This is a genomic window from Nocardia sp. CA-129566 (assembly GCF_050956075.1).
Classification (GTDB): domain Bacteria; phylum Actinomycetota; class Actinomycetes; order Mycobacteriales; family Mycobacteriaceae; genus Nocardia.
In genome coordinates this window covers 7,430,797-7,449,795 of sequence record NZ_CP192085.1, presented here as the reverse complement: position 1 = coordinate 7,449,795, position 18,999 = coordinate 7,430,797, and the positions used below count along the sequence as shown (strand labels likewise).

Below are 18,999 nucleotides of genomic sequence, written 5' to 3'. Positions count from 1 at the left end.
CGCGGCGTTGCTCAGAGACTGACGTCCGGCCAGGTCCAGTTGGCGACGGCCGGGATGTCCTCGCCGTGTTCGCGCGTCCACGCGCGGGCGTGCCAGCGGGCATCGACCATTTCCTGCCGCAGCCCGGCCGCCTGCTCCCGCAGTGTCGGCACCCGGTCGATGACGTCCATCACCAAGTGATACCGGTCCAGGTCATTGAGCATCACCATATCGAAAGGCGTCGTAGTGGTGCCCTTTTCGCGGTAGCCGCGCACATGCAGCCCATCGTGGTTGGCTCTGCGGTAGGTCAGGCGGTGGATCAGCCACGGATACCCGTGGAACGCGAAGATCACCGGACGGTCCCGTGTGAACAGCGCGTCGAACTCACTGTCGGACAGTCCATGCGGATGTTCGTCCGCGGGTTGCAACCGCATCAGGTCCACCACATTCACCACTCGGATCCGTAGCTGTGGCAGCCTTGCCCGCAGAATCGCCGCCGCCGCAAGCGTTTCCAGCGTCGGCACATCGCCGGCGCAGGCGAGTACGACATCGGGTGTGCTGCCGGGATCATCGTGCTGCCCGGCCCACTCCCAGATTCCGGCCCCGCGCGCACAGTGCACCTCCGCATCGGAAACCGAAAGCCAGTCCGCCTGCGGCTGTTTGCCCGCGACCACCACATTGACGTAGTGCCGCGAGCGCAGACAGTGGTCGTAGGTCGACAGCAGCGTATTCGCGTCCGGCGGCAGATACACCCGCACGATCGACGGCTTCTTGTTCAGCACCACATCGAGGAATCCGGGGTCCTGATGAGTGAAGCCATTGTGGTCCTGTCGCCAAACATGTGACGACAGTAGGTAATTCAGGCTCGCGATCGGTTGCCGCCACGGCACCGCCGCACTCGCGTCCAGCCATTTGGCGTGCTGGTTGAACATCGCGTCGACAATGTGGATGAATGCCTCGTAGCAGGTGAACACCCCGTGCCTACCGGTCAGCAGATAGCCCTCGAGCAGTCCCTGGCACATATGCTCGGAGAGCACCTCGATGACCCGCCCGCCCCGGTCCAGGCCCACATCGAATTCACCGATTTCGGCCTGCCACGCGCGTCCGGTGACCTGCAGAATGTCCTGCAGCCGATTGCTGGCCAGCTCGTCGGGCGCGAAGGTCAGAAAGTTATCGGGATTGCGAGCGGTGACATCGCGCAGCCATCCGCCGAGCACCCGGGTAGCCTCGTGCTGCGTCGCGCCCGACTCGTGTACCTCGACGCCGTAGGAACGCCAATCCGGCAGCCGTAGGTCTCGAACGAGCCTGCCCCCGTTGGCAATGGGATTCGCGCTCAGTCGCCGGTCGCCGTCGGGAACGAGTTCGAGCAGGGCCGGAACCGGTCTGCCGGACTCATCGAAGAGCTGCTCCGGACGATAGGCCCGCAACCACTGCTCGAGTACCGCGCGATGCCGGTCATCGGTGCGCGCGGCCGCCAATGGCACCTGATGCGCGCGGAATGTGCCCTCGACCTGATCGCCGTCGACCACCGGCGGACAGGTCCACCCCTTCGGCGTGCGCAGCACGATCATCGGCCAAACCGGGCGCACCCCATCGGTTCCCGCGCGGGCGATGCGCTGAATCTCCGCGATGCGATCCAGACAGGCGTCCACGGCGATCGCCATCTCCTGGTGGACCCGTGCCGGGTCGCTGCCCGCGACGACGATCGGCTCGTAGCCGTATCCGCGCAGCAGCGTCAGCAACTCCGACTCCGGAATGCGCGCCAGGATGGTCGGATTGGCGATCTTGTACTGGTTCAACGCGAGAATCGGCAGCACCGCCCCGTCGCGCCCCGGATTGAGGAATTTGTTGGCGTGCCAACTGGTGGCGAGCGGCCCGGTCTCCGCCTCACCGTCACCGATCACGCAGAACACCGTCAGATCCGGATTATCGAGCGCCGCCCCGAACGCGTGCAGCAGCGAATAGCCGAGCTCACCGCCCTCGTGGAAGGAACCCGGCGTCTCCGGCGCACAGTGACTCGGCACGCCACCGGGAAAGGAGAACTGGGCGAACAGCGCGCCCATTCCGGTTTCGTCCTGCGGTACATGGCTGTACAGCTCCGAATACGTGCCCTCCAGCCAGGCACAGGCATTCGGCCCGGGGCCGCCGTGCCCGGGACCGGCCACGAAGACGGCGTTCAGATCGCGCTGCCGGATCGCCCGATTCGCGTGCACCCAGACCAGGTTCAGGCCGGGCACGGTGCCGAAATGGCCGAGCAGCCGCGGCTTGATGTGTTCGGCCCGCAGCGGTTCGCGCAGCAGCGGATTGCGCATCAGATAGATCTGGCCGACCGCGAGATAGTTCGCGGCACGCCACCACGCGTCGATCGATTCCAGTTCCGTGCGTCCAAGGGGGCCGGAGACCTCCCCGAGCTGATACGACCGCGGTGCGATGGTGGCGCCGCTGCTGCTGTCGACATTGTCGGCCGAGGTATCGCCCCCGACACTGGCCATCTGCGTCATTCGCCGACTCTCCTCACATTCGGGCATCGCCAAGCGGCACCTGGACGGACCGCCTGTCACCGGGTCCTGCACGGTTGCCGACGTCGATCGATAACGCCGGATGGAGAATTCACCGCCAGCCTACCCACGCGGGGTCCCGCGCCGATCGGTTCTCACCGTCCCGCGTCGGGGGTCGGCCCGTCTCGTGCCGGAGGTCACCCGATCCGGTGCCATCGGTCCTCGCCCTATCGAAGGGCGGCTCGGTCGAGGCGATTCGCGGTGGATTATGGTCCGCCACATGCAAACACTGCGCAGGATCATCGGTATCGGCACCATCGCCGCGGCGACATTCGCGCTGGCCGCCTGTGGCTCGGACGGTGACAAGGGCTCGTCGACCACCCCGTCGTCGTCGGCAGCCTCGTCGCCCGCCAAGGCGTCGGCGCAGCCCACCTTCGGCCAGCTGCCCGCGCAGCCCACCGGAGCCGAATGCACCGCCGATGACATCGTGGTGGTCGGCGGTTTCGGCGCCGCTCCGAAGATCACCATCCCCGACACCTGCACAGCGCCGACCCAGCTCGTCGTCAAGGATCTGGTCGCGGGCAGCGGTCCGGGTGCGGTCGCCGGTCAGCCCCTCACCATGAACTACACGCTGATCACCTGGTCGGATAAGAAGAAGCTGGACAGCTCGTTCGACCGCGGCAAGCCGTTCCAGCTCACGCTGGGCGCCGGACAGGTCATCCCGGGTTGGGAGCAGGGCCTGGTCGGTGTGCAGGCGGGCGCGCGGCGGCTGCTGATCATCCCGCCGAACCTCGGCTACGGCGCAGGTGGCAATGGCATCAAGCCCAACGAGACGCTGGTCTTCGTCACCGACGCCGTCACCGTCGGCAAGTGACGACGGCGCGCGGTCCTCGGCGGCGGTGCTGCCTGCAGCCCGCCACGACCGGTCAACTAACCTGGTCGAGATGCGCACGTTAACTCGTGCGGCGATTTCGCTCGTGAGTACCCCTAGCAAGTCGGCCACAAGCAAGTCGACCGGAACCAACGAACAAGGAGCATGTCCGTGAAGAGCACCGTCGAGCAGCTGAGCCCGACCCGGGTCCGGATCAACGTCGAGGTGCCTTTCGAGGAGCTGAAGCCGGACTTCGACAAGGCCTACAAGGCGCTGGCCAACCAGGTTCGCATCCCCGGCTTCCGTCCGGGCAAGGCCCCGGCCAAGCTCATCGAGGCCCGCCTGGGCCGCGGCGCGATCCTGGAGCAGGTCGTCAACGACGTACTGCCCGGCCGCTACAGCGAGGCCGTCACCACCTCCGAGGTCAAGGTCATCGGCCAGCCCGAGATCGAGATCACCAAGATCGAGGACGGCCAGGAGCTGGCGTTCACGGCCGAGGTCGACGTGCGCCCCGAGATCACCCTGCCCGCCTACGACGACATCGAGGTGTCCGTCGATTCGTTCACCATCGGTGACGAGGACATCGAGGAGCAGCTGCAGTCGCTGCGCCAGCGCTTCGGCACCCTGACCGGTGTCGAGCGTCCGGTCCAGGACGGCGACTTCGTCTCCATCGATCTCTCGGCCACCGTCGACGGCGAGGACGTGCCCGAGGCGGCCACCACCGGCCTGTCCCACGAGGTCGGCTCCGGCCAGCTGATCGAGGGCCTGGACGAGGCGCTGGTCGGCCTTTCGGTCGACGAGTCCAAGGAATTCACCTCGACTCTGGTCGCCGGTGAGCACGCGGGCAAGGAGGCGGTCATCACCGTCACCGTGCGCTCGGTCAAGGAGCGCGAGCTGCCCGAGGCCGACGACGACTTCGCCCAGCTGGCCAGCGAATTCGACACCCTCGACGAGCTGAAGGAAGACCTGCGCAACCGGGTCGAGCGGGTCAAGAAGGTCGAGCAGGCCGGTCAGATCCGCGACAAGGTGCTCGAGACCCTGCTCGAGCAGGTCGAGGTGCCGCTGCCCGAGGCGGTCGTGCAGGCCGAGATCGACGCCGTGCTGCACGATGCGGTGCACGGCTTCGACCACGACGAGGCCAAGCTCGCCGAGGCGCTCGAGGCCCAGGGCTCCAGCCGCGAGGAGTTCGACAAGGACACCAAGGAGTCCGCCGAGAAGTCGGTGAAGACCCAGCTGCTGCTGGACGCCATCGCCGAGGCGGACAACACTCAGGTCGGCCAGGAGGAGCTCACCGAGCGGATCCTGTTCCAGGCGCAGCGCTACGGTCTGTCGCCCGAGCAGTTCATCCAGCAGGTGCAGCAGGCGGGCCAGCTCGGCGCGGTCTTCGCCGACGTCCGCCGCGGCAAGGCGCTGGCCGGTGTGGTCGGCAAGGTGAAGGTCACCGACACCGACGGCAACACCGTGGACACCGCCGAAATGTTCGGCGCCCCTGAGGGTTCCGCCGACGCGGCGGAGTCCGACGAGTCCACCGGGACCGCCGCGGCGAGCGCCGAATAACTTCATGAAATGCCAGCGTGGTCGCCTCCCGGATGGGTGCGAGATTGCGCTGTGAGCGAAGATGGGCGGTACCGGGAGTTCGGTGCCGCCCTGCTTCGTTAATGTTTGTGACAAGCGAACCAGAGATGGCTGTTCGGCATCAGCAACGAGCCGGTGAGAGAAGGCAGGTATCCGTGACAATGAACAAGGCAGGGGTCGTCATGACATCCGCGACTGCTGGTCTGAACCTCAGTGATTCGGTGTACGAGCGCCTGCTGCGTGAGCGCATCATCTTCCTCGGCACTCAGGTCGACGACGACATCGCCAACAAGCTGTGCGCGCAGATGCTGCTGCTCGAGGCGGAGGACCCCACTCGCGACATCTTGCTCTACATCAACTCGCCCGGCGGCTCGGTGACCGCGGGCATGGCCATCTACGACACCATGCAGTTCGTCGAATGCGATATCGCCACCTTCGGCATGGGGCTGGCCGCGTCGATGGGGCAGTTCCTGCTCACCGCCGGCACCAAGGGCAAGCGCAGCGCGCTGCCGCACGCGCGGATCATGATGCACCAGCCCTCGGCGGGCATCGGCGGTTCCGCGGCCGATATCGCGATCATGGCCGAGCAGTTCGCGCACACCAAGCGCGAGCTCAACGAGCTGCAGGCGCTGCACACCGGCAAGCCGATCGAGCAGGTCACCGCCGATGCCGACCGCGACCGCTGGTTCACCGCGGCGCAGGCGCTGGAATACGGCTTCATCGACCGCGTGATCGCCCACGGGGCGCAGGCGAACGGCGCGGGTAGCTAACTGAACACGCAGATCCGTTCCCCCTCAACGACTTTGGAGACGAAGATGGTCAATCAGTTCGACCCGCGCGCCGGTCTCGGCGGCACCGCTCCGGCGAGCCCGCAGTCGCGCTACATCCTGCCCTCGTTCATCGAGCACTCCAGCTTCGGTGTCAAGGAGTCCAACCCGTACAACAAGCTGTTCGAGGAGCGCATCATCTTCCTCGGCGTGCAGGTCGACGATGCCTCGGCCAACGACATCATGGCGCAGCTGCTGGTGCTGGAGTCGCTGGATCCCGATCGCGACATCACCATGTACATCAACTCGCCCGGCGGCTCGTTCACCTCGCTGATGGCGATCTACGACACCATGCAGTACGTGCGTGCCGATGTCGCCACCGTCTGCCTCGGTCAGGCCGCATCGGCCGCCGCCGTGCTGCTCGCCGCCGGTACCCCCGGCAAGCGCGCATGCCTTCCCAACGCCCGGGTCCTCATCCACCAGCCATCGCTGGAGGGCGGTATTCAGGGGCAGGTTTCGGACCTGGAGATCCAGGCCGCCGAGATCGAGCGCATGCGCCGCCTGATGGAGACCACGCTGGCGCGCCACACCGGCAAGGATGCGGACACCATCCGCAAGGACACCGACCGCGACAAGATCCTGACGGCCGAGGAGGCCAAGGAGTACGGGATCATCGATACGGTGTTCGACTACCGCAAGCTCAGCGCCCAGAAGTAAGAAGCCGCGCCGACTGGCGCGGTGCGCTGATCGCTCGTAAGTTGCTCTATGTCAGGATATTCCGGCCGGGACAGGTGCCACTCGGCATGTGGCCCGGCCGGACTGCTTCAGGAAAGTCGATCGGCCGGAACGGTGTCCGGCAGAAGGCATTCCGGGGCGGGCGGCCAGGCGTGTCGAATGGCCGTCGATCGGGGTGAACGTGTTCCATAGTGGTAAGAACTCGTAGAACCCCGGCGAGAAACATGCTCGAGTTGTCGACCTCCGTCGCGCACACCGGGTACGGTCGACCTAGGGACCTTTGCTCCCGGTTGACGGCAGTGCTCGAACGTCGGATTCGCTCGAGGTGTTCGTGATTACACCCGAGGGTGGCGGATTGCTGGCAACCTGGATAGACGGTTGCAGGCGGACAAGGAAGTAGGGACCCACGAGATGGCGCGCATCGGAGATGGCGGCGATCTGCTGAAGTGCTCGTTCTGCGGAAAGAGTCAGAAGCAGGTCAAGAAGCTCATTGCGGGACCAGGGGTGTACATCTGCGACGAGTGCATCGATCTATGCAACGAGATCATCGAGGAAGAGCTGGCCGAGTCCAGCGAGGTCAAACTCGATGAGCTGCCGAAGCCGGCCGAGATCCGGGATTTCCTGGAGAACTACGTCATCGGGCAGGACACCGCCAAGCGCACGCTCGCCGTCGCCGTCTACAACCACTACAAGCGCATCCAGGCGGGCGATAAGGGGCGCGACAGCCGGGGCGAGACCGTCGAGCTGGCCAAGTCGAACATTCTCATGCTCGGCCCCACCGGCTGCGGTAAGACCTATCTGGCGCAGACGCTGGCCAAGATGCTCAATGTCCCGTTCGCCATCGCCGACGCCACGGCGCTGACCGAGGCCGGATATGTCGGTGAGGATGTCGAGAACATCCTGCTGAAGCTGATCCAGGCCGCGGACTACGACGTGAAGCGGGCCGAGACGGGCATCATCTACATCGATGAGGTCGACAAGATCGCGCGCAAGAGCGAGAACCCCTCGATCACCCGCGATGTCTCCGGCGAGGGTGTGCAGCAGGCGCTGTTGAAGATCCTGGAGGGTACGCAGGCCAGCGTGCCGCCGCAGGGTGGGCGCAAGCATCCGCACCAGGAATTCATCCAGATCGACACCACCAACGTGCTTTTCATCGTGGCTGGCGCGTTCGCCGGGCTGGAGAAGATCATCTCCGATCGCACCGGTCACCGCGGTATCGGCTTCGGTGCCGAGGTGCGTTCCAAGGCCGAAATCGATACCGATGATCACTTCGCCGAGGTGATGCCCGAGGATCTGATCAAGTTCGGTCTGATCCCGGAATTCATCGGCCGCCTGCCCGTCGTCGCCTCGGTGACGAACCTGGACAAGGATTCGCTGGTCAAGATCCTCTCCGAGCCGAAGAATGCGCTGGTGAAGCAGTACGTGCGGCTCTTCGAGATGGACGGCGTCGACCTCGAGTTCACCGATGACGCGCTCGAGGCGATCGCCGATCAGGCGATCCTGCGCGGCACCGGCGCCCGTGGCCTGCGCGCCATCATGGAGGAAGTCCTGCAGCTGGCGATGTTCGATATCCCCAGCCGCGACGACGTCGCCAAGGTGGTCGTCAACGCCGATACCGTCAACGACAACGTGCTGCCGACCATCGTGCCGCGCAAGGCACAGCGTGCGGAGCGCCGGGAGAAGTCGGCGTAGATCACGACGCGGACCGGGTCAGACGAATGCAACCGCAACCTGCGTTGCTTCCGGCTGGCCCGGGCGCGCTCCTCGATGCCGCCGCTGGTATACCACCAGGCGATGTTACGGCGATCACGTTCGAACTAGCTTTATGTGTACGAAGCTCTCGGTTGGGGTACTCCTAGGGAACGGTTGAGTAACCAGCCCAGTCTTGGTCCGTCCACGGATCGGGCGAAAAGATCCCGCCTGCAAGGTTTTTGGTCGGCGGGTGCGACGGACCGAGGTCCCTCATGTCGATAGTTTCAATTTCCTCGGATGACAGCGCGGCTGCCGTGCGCGAATCCGGACAAACCACCGATCGTCTGTCCATCGCGGTCTTACCGCCGATGGATTCGATCACGTTGTGCGCGGTGGGCGGTGAAGTGGATTACCTGACGGCGGATGCTCTGCGCCGGTCCCTGCTCGGGGCACTGCCCACGGCGGCTGCGGTGCTGGTCATCGACCTATCGCAGGTGACGTTCTTCGGCGTCGCCGGGCTCCGGGTTCTGATGGATGCCCGATCCTGGTGCGCCCGCAGCGGCCGACGACTTCAGTTGATCACCGGCCCGCGCTGCGTGGACCGGCTGCTCGGGGTTGCGGGTCATGCCGCGGTGTTCGATATCGTGCCGAGCCTCGCCGCGGTCGTGCGGGCGAAGCCGTCCGAGGTGGCGCGCGTGAGCGCCTGATAGCGAATACGCGGGTGCGGCAGTCGAATTCGACTGCCGCACCCGCGTATCGGTCGCGCCGATTCAGATTGCTTCGCTGCGCATATCGTCCTGGCTCCAGTAGGCGCGCATGCTGACGATCCGGCCCTCGTCGTCGAACTCCATCACATCGATGGGCGAGAGCGTGAAGCGCTGCTCGCCGAACTTGGTGACCAGGGTGAACATGAAGGCGGCGTGGTTGCCCACGATGCGGATCGTCTCCGGCCGCAACTCGGTCTCCCGATCGAGATTGGCGATCACGTCGTAGAACTCGCGAATGGCGTCGTGGCCACGCTTGGGCTCGGTGCCCATGGGGTCCTCCACCACCGCGTCGGGCGCGTAGAGATCGACGATCTCCTCGGTGGGACCGGAGCCGACCAGTTTGACGTACTGCTCGACCACATCGCGGATCTGCTGTGCCATGAAAACCCCTCTTGTTTCGAGCGACCGGAAGGCAGTCACCCAGGGCAACGAATTGAAACGTGTTCTAATTCGGAGCCTAGCAGTGTCCCGTGGTTGCGTTGAGGGGAATCCCGATAGCCGGGAGGGTGGATGACGTACTGGCGCAGATGGCCCCCCGCGCCAGCACTGGTCCTGGCATCTTGCGCACCGAACGGGCCGACCATGCCCACTCGGTATTCTTGTTGGCGCGCTAGTGCTCGAGGATACGGTGACGATCGCTTGTCACATCCCTGTGCCGCCCGATCGCGCCCGGTGCCGGAATCGCCGTTGATTCCCTGGTTCGCCGTTGAACCTTCTGTCCCGCACTGGTGCGTCTGCTAGTGGTTTCGGCATTGAGGCTTCGCATGTTACTGCCTGCGGCTGCCTCTTTTACCAGGGTGTGCGCACTGGTTCCAGAAAACTCGTCGCTATTTCCCGCCGTCCGATCCCGGTGTGTCGAGCTAGTGTGGTGCTTGTAGTGCTGTTTACTCGGTCCGGTCAACCAGATGTTCGAGTGACGAGTGAAAGCGGAGGAGACATGCCACTGCCTACCATGACCGCCGAACAGCGCACCGAGGCGTTGGCCAAAGCGGCTGCGGTCCGCAAGGCACGCTCGGAACTGATCGGCAAGGTGAAGGCCGGAAAGGTATCGGTCGCCGAACTGTTGAAGAAGGCCGACAGCGATGACCTGGTCAAGAAGACCAAGGTCGCTGCCGTGATCAAGGCGCTGCCCGGCGTCGGACCGGTAAAGGCCGCCAAGCTGATGGACCAGGCGGAGATCCCCGAGGACCGTCGCATCGGCGGACTCGGCGCGCGCCAGCGTGCGGCGTTGCTCGAAGCGTTGAAGGACTGACAACTACAGTCGCACCATGATCGGGGAACCAACGCTCACGTCGGTGGCGTGGCTGTGCGTCGAGAACGGCCGCTTGCTCGCGGTCCGGACCGAGGGACGCGACGCCTTCTATCTACCGGGTGGCAAACCCGAGCCCGGGGAAACCCTGGCCGGAGCGCTCGTTCGTGAGGTTCGCGAGGAAGTAGGCGTCGAGTTGGAGGAGCACCGGATCACGCCCGTGGTGACCATTACGGCCCCCGCCCACGGGCGTCCCGGAACGCTCGTGCAGATGCACTGCTTCCGCGCACCCGGTAACGGCACACCGGCTCCGGCCGCGGAGATCGCCGAGATGGCGTGGCTCGGACCGGGCGACGGTCATCGGTGCGCACCGGCGGTGGTGCGGGCCCTCGACCATTTGACCGAGATCGGCGAGTGGGACGCGCCCTGAACGTCGGACGCATTCACTTCTGACAGACCAAACGCCCCATGGCATGCGCTGTGGGGCGTTGACTGTTTCGGGAGTCAGCGGGGTGTGCGGCGGCGGGGTAGTCGGAAGGTGATCGGGTCGGGATCGCGCAACTGCGGCCCGCGCGGGGTGATCAGGATCAGCGCCAGACCGAGGACCGCGATCAGCACCGCGCCGGCGATGCTGAGGGTGAAACTGCCCGCGCCCATCTCGGCTGGCTTGTGCGAGACGTGATAGATCAGGTGCGGTACACCGAAGACCAGCCAGCCCAGGCCCGCGACCTGGGCCAGGGCGCTGCCGCCGAGGAACAGCGCGGCCAGGGTCACCGCGGTCAGCGCCAGGAAGAACGAACCGACGTCGGAGGCCAGATGGTGGTTGTACGGACCGTCGGCCGAGATCCACTGCATGCCGAAGCCCGGAAAGCTGGTGTACCACGAATGCGGCGCGAAAACCGCCCACAGGCCGACGATCGCGCCCTGGAATGCCAATACCCCCAATATGATTCGAACGGCCAGCCAGCGGTTGCGCTGCTGTTCGAACCGCATACGCACGCGTAGTCCGCCGGATTTGCCATCGACCGTGATCCGCATCGGTGTCTCCGTTCATCGCCGAACTATGGATCTGGTGTTGTCACCGTAAAACGGACACCGGCCGTGATCAATAGGCGGCGACCTCGTCGGTAATGGTCAGCCGGTCCGGACGGGTATAGATGTTCATGGTGTCGCCGCGCAGGAAACCGACCAGGGTGAGGCCGGATTCGGTGGCGAGGTCGACGGCCAGTGAGCTGGGGGCGGAGACGGCGCCGAGCATGGGGATGCCCGCCATGACGGCCTTTTGAACGAGTTCGAAGGAGGCGCGGCCGCTGACGATGAGGATGAGGTCGTGTGCGGGGATGCGGTTTTGGAGCAGGGCCCAGCCGAGGACTTTGTCGACGGCGTTGTGGCGGCCGATGTCTTCACGTACGGCGAGTGCGGTGCCGTCGGTGGTGAACAGCCCCGCGGCGTGGAGGCCGCCGGTCGCGTCGAAAACTGTTTGGCGGGTGCGCAATCGGTCGGGCAGGACGGCGAGGGCATCGCTGTCGAGGGTGATCGAGCTGGTCGGGAGCGGGTATCGGGTGCGGGTGCGGACCTCGTCGAGTGCGGTTTTGCCGCAGAGGCCGCAGGCGCTGGTGGTGAGGAAGTTGCGGGCGTGGACGGGGGTGGGGGTGCGTAGGTGGATGTCGAGGACGTTGTAGGTGTTGTGGCCGTCCTCATCGGTGCCCGCGCAGTAGCGGGCACTGACCACATCCTCGGCGGTGTGAATGACGCCTTCGCCCAACAGGAATCCGTGTACGAGTTCGATATCGCTGCCGGGGGTGCGCATGGTGACGGTGAGCGACTGGCCGTCGAGGCGGATTTCCAGCGGCTCCTCCACGGCGAGTGAATCCGGGCGCTCGACAATGCCGTTGGGGGAGATGCGGCGCATCCGTCTGCGGGCGGTGACTCTACTCACGACTGCGCCTCTCCACGGTCGGCTCGGTCGTGCGCGCGCGGTGTGCGGTGCGACCTGATTCGCTCGGTGGGGTTGCTCATGTGGGCTGTCCGGTATGGACGTGCGGTTCGACTCGGATGGTCACCGCTTTGGAGACCGGTGTATTCGACCGTGCCGCAACGTGATCCAGCGGAACCAGCGGATTGGTTTCAGGGTAGTAGGCGGCGGCGTTACCGCGCGGGGTGGAGTATTCGACGATGCGGAAGCCGGTCACCTTGCGCTCGGTGCCGTCGGTCCATTCGGAGATCAGATCGACCAGATCGCCATCCACGAAACCGAATTCGGTGATGTCGTCGATGTGCATCAGGATCACCTTGCGGCCGCCGTGGACGCCGCGGTAGCGATCGTCGAGGCCGTAGATGGTGGTGTTGTACTGGTCGTGGCTGCGCAGGGTCTGCAGGATCAGTCGGCCCTCGGGGACCGGGACCCAGCTCAGTTCGTTGACCGCGAAATTGGCTTTGCCGGTGGCGGTGCGGAATTCGCGGGAGTCGCGCGGCGGGTGTGGTAGGACGAAGCCGTTGCGGTCGCGGACCCGCCTGTTGTAGTCGGCGCAGCCGGGTACCACGCGGGCGATCGCGTCGCGGATCTTGTCGTAGTCGTGCTGATACTGTGCCCACGGCACCGGGTGCTCGGCGCCGAAGAGGGTTCGGGCGAGTTCGCTGACGATGGCGACTTCGCTGCGCAGTTGATCGCTGACCGGCTGCAGTCGGCCGGTGGACAGATGCACCATCGACATCGAATCCTCCACCGACACTTGTTGTTTCGTGCCGTTTTGCAGGTCGAGGTCGGTGCGTCCGAGGGTGGGCAGGATCAGTGCGGTGCGGCCGTGCACGATATGGCTGCGGTTCAGTTTGGTCGAGACGTGCACGGTGAGCGCGCAGCTGCGCAGGGCGGCCTCGGTCACCTCGGTATCGGGGGTGGCGGAGACGAAATTGCCGCCCATGCCGAGGAACACCTTCGCGGTGCCGGCGCGCATGGCTCGGATGGCCTCGACGGTGTCGTAGCCGTGGTGACGTGGGCTGGTGATGCCGAATTCGCGGTCGAGTGCGTCGAGGAAGGCGTCGGGCATTTTCTCCCAGATGCCCATGGTGCGGTCGCCTTGGACGTTGGAGTGGCCGCGCACCGGGCACACACCGGCGCCGGGCTTGCCGATCATGCCGCGCAGCAGTAGCAGATTGGTGGCCTCTTCGATGGTGGCGACAGCGTGACGCTGCTGGGTCAGCCCCATCGCCCAGCAGATGATGACGTTCTTCGACTCGGCCAGAAGTGTTGCGGTGCGGTTCAAGTCGTCGTCGGACAGGCCGGTCGCGGTGCGGACGGTGTCGAGATCGACGGCGCGTACATTCTTTTCGTATTCGGCGAAGCCAGCGCAGTGGGCGTCGACGAACTCGCGGTCGACCACCGTGCCGGGCGCGCGGTCCTCGGCCTCGAACAGCAGTTTGCCGAGGCCCTGGAACAGCGCCATATCGCCGCCGAGGCGGATCTGCAGGAAGTCGTCGGCGATGGCGACGCCGCTGGTGAAACCCTTGACGGTCTGCGGGTCGCGGAAACCGAGCAGTCCGGTCTCCGGCAGCGGGTTGACCGCGATGACCTTGGCGCCATTGGCCTTCGCGCTCGCCAGCGCGCTGAGCATGCGCGGATGATTGGTGCCCGGGTTCTGGCCTGCGACGATGATGAGATCGGCCTTGGTGAAGTCATCGATCGAGACCGAACCCTTGCCGATGCCGATCGAGGTGGTCAGCGCGGCGCCGGAGGATTCGTGGCACATATTCGAACAGTCCGGCAGATTGTTGGTGCCGAAACTGCGGACCAGCAGTTGATACAGGAACGCCGTCTCATTGGCGGTGCGGCCGGAGGTGTAGAACAGGGCCTCGTCCGGGGAGGACAGGGCATTCAGGTGCTCGACGATGAGCCGGTAGGCGTCATCCCACTCGATCGGCGAATAGTGCGTGTCGCCGGGGCGCAGCACCATCGGGTGGGTGAGTCGGCCCTGCTGGCCCAGCCAATAGCCGGATTTGCCCGCCAGTTCCTCGATCGAGTGCGCGGCGAAGAATTCGGGGGTGACGGTGCGCAGCGTCGCCTCCTCGGCGACGGCCTTGGCGCCGTTCTCACAGAACTCGGCCGGGCGACGGTGCCCGGTCGGCTCCGGCCAGGCACAGCCGGGGCAGTCGAAACCGTGCACCTGATTGACCCGGGCCAGCGTGCGGGTGGTCCGGACGACCCCCATCTCCTCCACCGCGCGTTTGAGCGCGACGGCCACTGCGGTCACGCCCGCGGCCTGCTCTTTCGGCGGGGTCACGGTCAGCGCGGACTCGTCGATGTCCTGTGTCGGCCCTTTACGGTGCATGCTGGATATTGTCCTCTTCGCACGAATCTTGTCGCGGCGCCCTTGCTTGATCCTGGGTCGCCGCGCTCGTACATGTGCCCCCGGCTGGGTGGCTGCGGCATGCCCGAGACTGCTCGATTCAAATTGTATACACTCTGCCGGGAGAATTCGCCGACCGCGTGGGTCGGCGACGCTGCCTGGTAGTCAGCGGTTTTCGCGGCGTGCGGGCTGGGCGAGAAGGCTCCGTGTCGGTCGGTGCTGGCCTACCATGGCTACTGATCAAATCGCTGATCTGAGGCACAGCCGATGGGGACGCAGGCAGCAATTCCCGCGCGTGCTGGCGGGGCGCGTCGGCAGGTGCGGTGTCGGCGTGCCAATCGTGGGGTGATCTCCGGAATTCTGAGCTGTGCGGTTGTGCTCGCCGGGGTAGTGCCGTTGGTCGGCGGGGTATCGGCATTCGGTGTTCCGGCATCGGAGGAGCCGACGTCGTCGGTGGTTCGGCCGCAGCCGCGCACAGTGGAGCAGTCACCTGGCCCCCAGGACGGGTCCGGAACGCGGGACGGGTCCGGATCGCGGGACGGGTCCGGAACGCGGGACGGGTCCGGAACGCGGGACGGGTCCGGATCGCGGGACGGGTCCGGAACGCGGGACGGGTCCGGAACGCGGGACGGGTCCGGAACGCGGGACGGGTCCGGAACGCGGGACGGGTCCGGAACGCAGACCAGCACGCCGGATGGGAATTCGGACGGCAGCGGGACGCATGACGGGACCGGGACGCAGACCACGAGTAGTCCGGTGCCAGCCGATCCCTGCGCCGGGCGGTCGTCCGACGGATGCTCCGGATTGCCGTCCAGCAGTTCGCGACCTCCGGATATTGTGCTGCCGTCGATCACCATTACGATTTTGCCGCCGCTTCCGCAGCCGACCACGCCGGAGCGAGGGCGTGACGATCCGACCACCGCGCCGCCGCAGAATCCGATGCCGGACAATCCGACGCCGGATAACCAGCAACCGCCGGATGGCCAGCAGACGTCGAACAAGCCGCCCGAGGTGGTCGTTCCGACCGTTCGGCCGCCGGACCCGATCGCGCCTTCGACTCCATTAGCGGCCCCGCTGCCGCCCATTGCCGCGCGACCCGCCGGGCTTGAGCTCACGCCCTCGGCGATCGGGCCCGGTAGCGATGTCATCGCGGCCGGATCGGGCTGTGATCCGCAGGCGCAGGTCAGCCTGCTGGTCGGGGAGACTCCGGTGGGCAGCACCGTCGCGGGGGCCGACGGGGGATTCCGCGCACCGCTGGTACTGACCTCGATCGAGGTCGGGCGCTATCAGGTGACCGCGCAGTGCGGACGCACGCTCAGCGCGCCGCTGGATGTGGTGCTGGTCAGCCGGATCAGCGCGGCCACATCGACATTGACGGTGATTCTGTTCTTCCTATTGATCGGCGGGTGGTTCTACGGGCATCGGCTCGTCTCGCATCTGCCCGCGCGGAGGGGGTCGTAATGCGGTCACGCGCCTCGGCGGCAACGCGAATTGTCCTGTTGCCCAGCGTTTTCACGCTGATATCCGTGATGCTCGCCGGGTTGTTCGCGGCACCGGTCGTCGGCAGGCCGCAGGGCGTCGATATGTCGGCGACCATCGACGATCACGATATTGCGGACACCACGGCAGCCGAACCGCTTCGGCTGCAACCGAACAGCACCATCCGGGTGGCGATCGCGTTGACGAACAATACCCCTGCGGCGGTGCGCATCCGGCGGGTGGATCTGGCCGGGCATGTGCTCGGATTGAGTTTCTTCTCCTATTCCACTGCTGTCGAATTATCCATTGCACCGGGAAAATCCGATGCGCTGAGGTATCGGCTCGATCTCACCGGATTGGACGGCCAGGCGACCGGACTGATCGTTGCGGATCTGGCGGTGATCGGTGCGGACGGCGCGCGGATCGCCTCGATACCGCTCGATACCGATGTGCGTGGCTCGTTGTGGTCGGTATACGGGCTGTTCGGGATCGCGCTCGCGGTGCTGACCATGCTCGCCATCGCCGATGCCGCGCTGGCCATTGCCCGGCACCGGCTGTCCACCAACCGGTGGCAGCGCGGGTTGCGGTTGCTCGCGCCGGGAGGCGGCATCGGGTTGGTCTTCGGATTCACCGCCTCGGTGGCACGGTGGTGGGTTCCGGACACCGGGCTCTGGCTCGCGGTCGCCGCAGTGGCGGCCGTCGTCGGGTACCTGCTCGGATACTGTTCGCCGACACCGGAAGTCGCGCCGGAGGAGTATTTCGCGTCGACTGGGGAACTCGACGAAATCGACGGTATGAATACCGTGCGGTTCCGAGCGGATGGGCAAACGACTTGACCAGTGACACCGGCAGGTTGCGGGCCGCGCTGCCCGCCTACGATATCGGCGCCCAGGTCGGCAGGGGTGGATGTGGTGTGGTGCTGGCGGGCACGCACCGGCGGTTGGGCCGACCGGTCGCCATCAAACAGATTCCACCGCAGTTCGCCCACGATGAGCAGGTGCGCCGCCGGTTCGTCGCCGAGGCGCGGTTGCTCGCGGCCATCGATCATCCCCATGTGGTGCGGGTTTTCGACTACATCGAGGATGACGAGCTGTGTCTGCTGGTCATGGAATACCTGCCGGGCGGTACCGTCGGCAGCCGGTTCGCCACCGAGGGGTTCGACGCGGCGACCGCGGTGGCTGTCGGGCTGGCCTGTGCGGCGGGACTCGAGGCGGCGCACCGCCACCGGATTCTGCACCGTGACGTCAAACCGTCGAATCTCATGTTCGGCATCGGCGGTGCGATCAAACTGACCGATTTCGGCATAGCCAAGATCGTCGGTGGTGACCGGACACTGATCACCAGGACCGGCGAGATCGTCGGCACCCCGTCCTATGTCGCACCGGAACAGGCACGCGGACAACCGCTTTCCCCCGCGACCGACGTCTACGCGCTGGCCACCATGCTCTACCAGCTGCTGTCCGGAGTGTTGCCGTTCCCGCCGAGCGACGACCACCTCGCAACGCTTTTCGCTCATGCCTTCGGCGATCCCATACCTCTCACCGAGGTCGCGCCCGGCGTTCCCGGGCCGATCGCCGATGTGGTGATGCGCGGTCTCGCGACCGATCCCGCCGACCGCTTCGACACCGCCGAACTCTTCGGCATCGCGCTCGCCGAACTCGCCGCCTCCTGCTGGGGCGGCGATTGGCTGACTCCGGTGGGTATCCCAGTGATCGGCGCCGACACCATCGTGGCCGCCGCGACCGGGAGCGGTCGTGCCGGGATCACGAGCTTCGGACCCCGCGTGCCGGTAGGCCAGCCCTCCCGAATAACCCTGCCCGCTACCGGAGCCCCGCCGCCTCGACACCAGCCATCCAGCGCATCATCGGCGCCGACCGAAATCGCATCCCGCCCATCTGCGCCGGATTCGGCTGGCAGCGGTCCGATTCCACCAGCCGCTCAGCGTTCGACGCGATCGCAGCCCACGGGGGACGCGCCGACGCGGCCGCGCGACTCGGATTCCGGCCCGGGTGGGTCGATTTCGTCGGTTCGGTCTGCGGGCGGCGAGATGGATTCGGGACAGTTTCGGTCTCGGCGCAGCGCTGTGCCGCAGCCGATTGCGGGCGCGCCGACGCCACACCCGTGCGAATCGGATCCGGTTCCAAGCGGAGCTGGTTCGCCGGTAACCGGCAAGATTCCTTCCGGACCGTATGGGCCTCCGATCGGCCGGGTGCGGCCGCGGTATGGGTTGCAGGACAAGGGGGTTCGGCTGGCTGAGGTCGATCGGCGCGATCTGGTGCCCATTGGGGAAGTCGTCACATTCGCTTCGCCCCGGCTGCCGTTGCTCGTGGGAGTGTTGGGTGCGGCCGGTGCCTGTGCGGTCGCGGTGCTCGGGCTCGGTGCACCTGCGGCCGGAGGTGATCTGGTACCGGGCACGATCACCATTGCCGGTGTTGATCCGACGAGGTCGAATCCGATCGATATCGATCTGTCCGAGCCGATTCCATTGCAAGTCACGGGGATCGATGTCGATTCGGCTGCGCTGGCAGTGCGGGTGGTCGGTGTGCGGTTGGGTGGAGATCCGGTGCCGCTGCAGCCCGGTGGCGCGGCCGCATTGCCCGATCCGGTCAACCAGCGTGTGTTGGCGGGCAATTTCGACGGCGAGTTGACTCTGCTGCGCAACGGCACCGAAATCGCGACGCAGCGAGTCGCACTGCATACGACGCAGCGTCCGACGCTGACCGCCGCTTCGGCCGCGATCGTGATCCTCGCCCTGTTCGCCGCCGCCTACGTGGAGTCCAACACCCGCGCTTTGCGTCGTGGTCACGGTGGCATCGCCAATTTCATTGGCCTGTCCGCGAGTTCGGCGATGCTGGCCGGGGCGGTCGCCGGTGGTGCCTGGATCCTCCGGGGGACCCCGCCGACCGTCGCCACTGTGGCTGTCAGTGCGGTACTCGCCGCCGGGGCGGGCGTCGGGGTCGCATTCGGCGCGCGGCGTATCGGCAGGCGGCGCAGGCTCCTTCGCCGCGCACGGCGGGAAGACGGCTGAGTGCGGTAGCGGCAGA

General features: G+C 66.1%; 16 protein-coding genes. 11 read left to right on the top strand and 5 right to left on the bottom strand.

What is annotated here, in order from left to right:
- Window positions 1-11: 11 nt before the first annotated feature.
- Window positions 12-2,480: a phosphoketolase family protein gene (locus ACQP0C_RS32975; RefSeq protein ID WP_433726374.1), complete on the bottom strand. Its 2,469-nt coding sequence runs from the start codon at window positions 2,478-2,480 to the stop codon at window positions 12-14.
- Between the two features lie 277 nt (window positions 2,481-2,757).
- Here ACQP0C_RS32975 and ACQP0C_RS32970 point away from each other — a divergent pair, with 277 nt between their 5' ends.
- The 6 genes from ACQP0C_RS32970 to ACQP0C_RS32945 all read left to right on the top strand — a co-directional run bounded on the left by ACQP0C_RS32970 (window position 2,758) and on the right by ACQP0C_RS32945 (window position 8,824).
- A complete protein-coding gene (locus ACQP0C_RS32970) occupies window positions 2,758-3,351 on the top strand; it encodes an FKBP-type peptidyl-prolyl cis-trans isomerase (RefSeq protein WP_433726372.1) in 594 nt (197 codons plus the stop codon).
- A gap of 168 nt (window positions 3,352-3,519) precedes the next feature.
- Window positions 3,520-4,905 carry a trigger factor gene (tig, locus tag ACQP0C_RS32965; protein ID WP_433726370.1) on the top strand — a complete coding sequence of 462 codons (1,386 nt, stop codon included), beginning with the start codon at window positions 3,520-3,522 and terminating at the stop codon, window positions 4,903-4,905.
- Window positions 4,906-5,084: 179 nt separating this feature from the next.
- The gene (locus ACQP0C_RS32960) at window positions 5,085-5,693 is read left to right on the top strand and encodes an ATP-dependent Clp protease proteolytic subunit (RefSeq protein WP_433680192.1); all 609 of its coding nucleotides are present in this window, start codon (window positions 5,085-5,087) and stop codon (window positions 5,691-5,693) included.
- Window positions 5,694-5,738: 45 nt separating this feature from the next.
- On the top strand, window positions 5,739-6,407 hold the full coding sequence (locus ACQP0C_RS32955; protein WP_354960993.1) for an ATP-dependent Clp protease proteolytic subunit: 669 nt from the start codon (window positions 5,739-5,741) through the stop codon (window positions 6,405-6,407).
- Between the two features lie 429 nt (window positions 6,408-6,836).
- Window positions 6,837-8,117 (top strand): ATP-dependent Clp protease ATP-binding subunit ClpX, encoded by a 1,281-nt coding sequence (gene clpX, locus ACQP0C_RS32950; protein WP_063044679.1) that lies wholly within the window; start codon window positions 6,837-6,839, stop codon window positions 8,115-8,117.
- Between the two features lie 272 nt (window positions 8,118-8,389).
- Window positions 8,390-8,824 carry an STAS domain-containing protein gene (locus ACQP0C_RS32945; protein ID WP_433726368.1) on the top strand — a complete coding sequence of 145 codons (435 nt, stop codon included), beginning with the start codon at window positions 8,390-8,392 and terminating at the stop codon, window positions 8,822-8,824.
- Between the two features lie 63 nt (window positions 8,825-8,887).
- Here ACQP0C_RS32945 and ACQP0C_RS32940 read toward each other — a convergent pair whose 3' ends face one another.
- Window positions 8,888-9,265, bottom strand: coding sequence for a nuclear transport factor 2 family protein (locus tag ACQP0C_RS32940; protein ID WP_433726366.1), 378 nt, complete (start codon window positions 9,263-9,265; stop codon window positions 8,888-8,890).
- A gap of 556 nt (window positions 9,266-9,821) precedes the next feature.
- Here ACQP0C_RS32940 and mihF point away from each other — a divergent pair.
- Window positions 9,822-10,136 (top strand): integration host factor, actinobacterial type, encoded by a 315-nt coding sequence (gene mihF, locus ACQP0C_RS32935; protein WP_354960125.1) that lies wholly within the window; start codon window positions 9,822-9,824, stop codon window positions 10,134-10,136.
- A gap of 16 nt (window positions 10,137-10,152) precedes the next feature.
- On the top strand, window positions 10,153-10,563 hold the full coding sequence (locus tag ACQP0C_RS32930) for an NUDIX hydrolase (protein WP_433726364.1): 411 nt from the start codon (window positions 10,153-10,155) through the stop codon (window positions 10,561-10,563).
- 74 nt (window positions 10,564-10,637) lie between these two features.
- On the opposite strand, the gene ACQP0C_RS32925 is transcribed toward ACQP0C_RS32930, so the two are convergent.
- From ACQP0C_RS32925 to ACQP0C_RS32915, 3 genes are all read right to left on the bottom strand, one after another.
- Window positions 10,638-11,171, bottom strand: coding sequence for a hypothetical protein (locus tag ACQP0C_RS32925; RefSeq protein WP_433726362.1), 534 nt, complete (start codon window positions 11,169-11,171; stop codon window positions 10,638-10,640).
- Window positions 11,172-11,238: 67 nt separating this feature from the next.
- Window positions 11,239-12,072: a formate dehydrogenase accessory sulfurtransferase FdhD gene (gene fdhD, locus ACQP0C_RS32920; RefSeq protein ID WP_433726360.1), complete on the bottom strand. Its 834-nt coding sequence runs from the start codon at window positions 12,070-12,072 to the stop codon at window positions 11,239-11,241.
- A 76-nt stretch (window positions 12,073-12,148) separates the two neighbouring features.
- Entirely contained in the window at window positions 12,149-14,458 is a 2,310-nt protein-coding gene (locus ACQP0C_RS32915; protein ID WP_433726358.1) for an FdhF/YdeP family oxidoreductase, read from the bottom strand.
- Window positions 14,459-15,340: 882 nt separating this feature from the next.
- Here ACQP0C_RS32915 and ACQP0C_RS32910 point away from each other — a divergent pair.
- The 3 genes from ACQP0C_RS32910 to ACQP0C_RS32900 are packed head-to-tail and all read left to right on the top strand — an operon-like array spanning window position 15,341 to window position 18,983.
- Window positions 15,341-15,937, top strand: coding sequence for a hypothetical protein (locus ACQP0C_RS32910; protein WP_433726356.1), 597 nt, complete (start codon window positions 15,341-15,343; stop codon window positions 15,935-15,937).
- Window positions 15,937-16,791: a hypothetical protein gene (locus ACQP0C_RS32905; protein WP_433726354.1), complete on the top strand. Its 855-nt coding sequence runs from the start codon at window positions 15,937-15,939 to the stop codon at window positions 16,789-16,791. Before ACQP0C_RS32910 ends, ACQP0C_RS32905 begins: the two co-directional genes overlap by 1 nt.
- On the top strand, window positions 16,788-18,983 hold the full coding sequence (locus ACQP0C_RS32900; RefSeq protein WP_433726352.1) for a protein kinase domain-containing protein: 2,196 nt from the start codon (window positions 16,788-16,790) through the stop codon (window positions 18,981-18,983). Before ACQP0C_RS32905 ends, ACQP0C_RS32900 begins: the two co-directional genes overlap by 4 nt.
- Window positions 18,984-18,999: the final 16 nt, after the last annotated feature.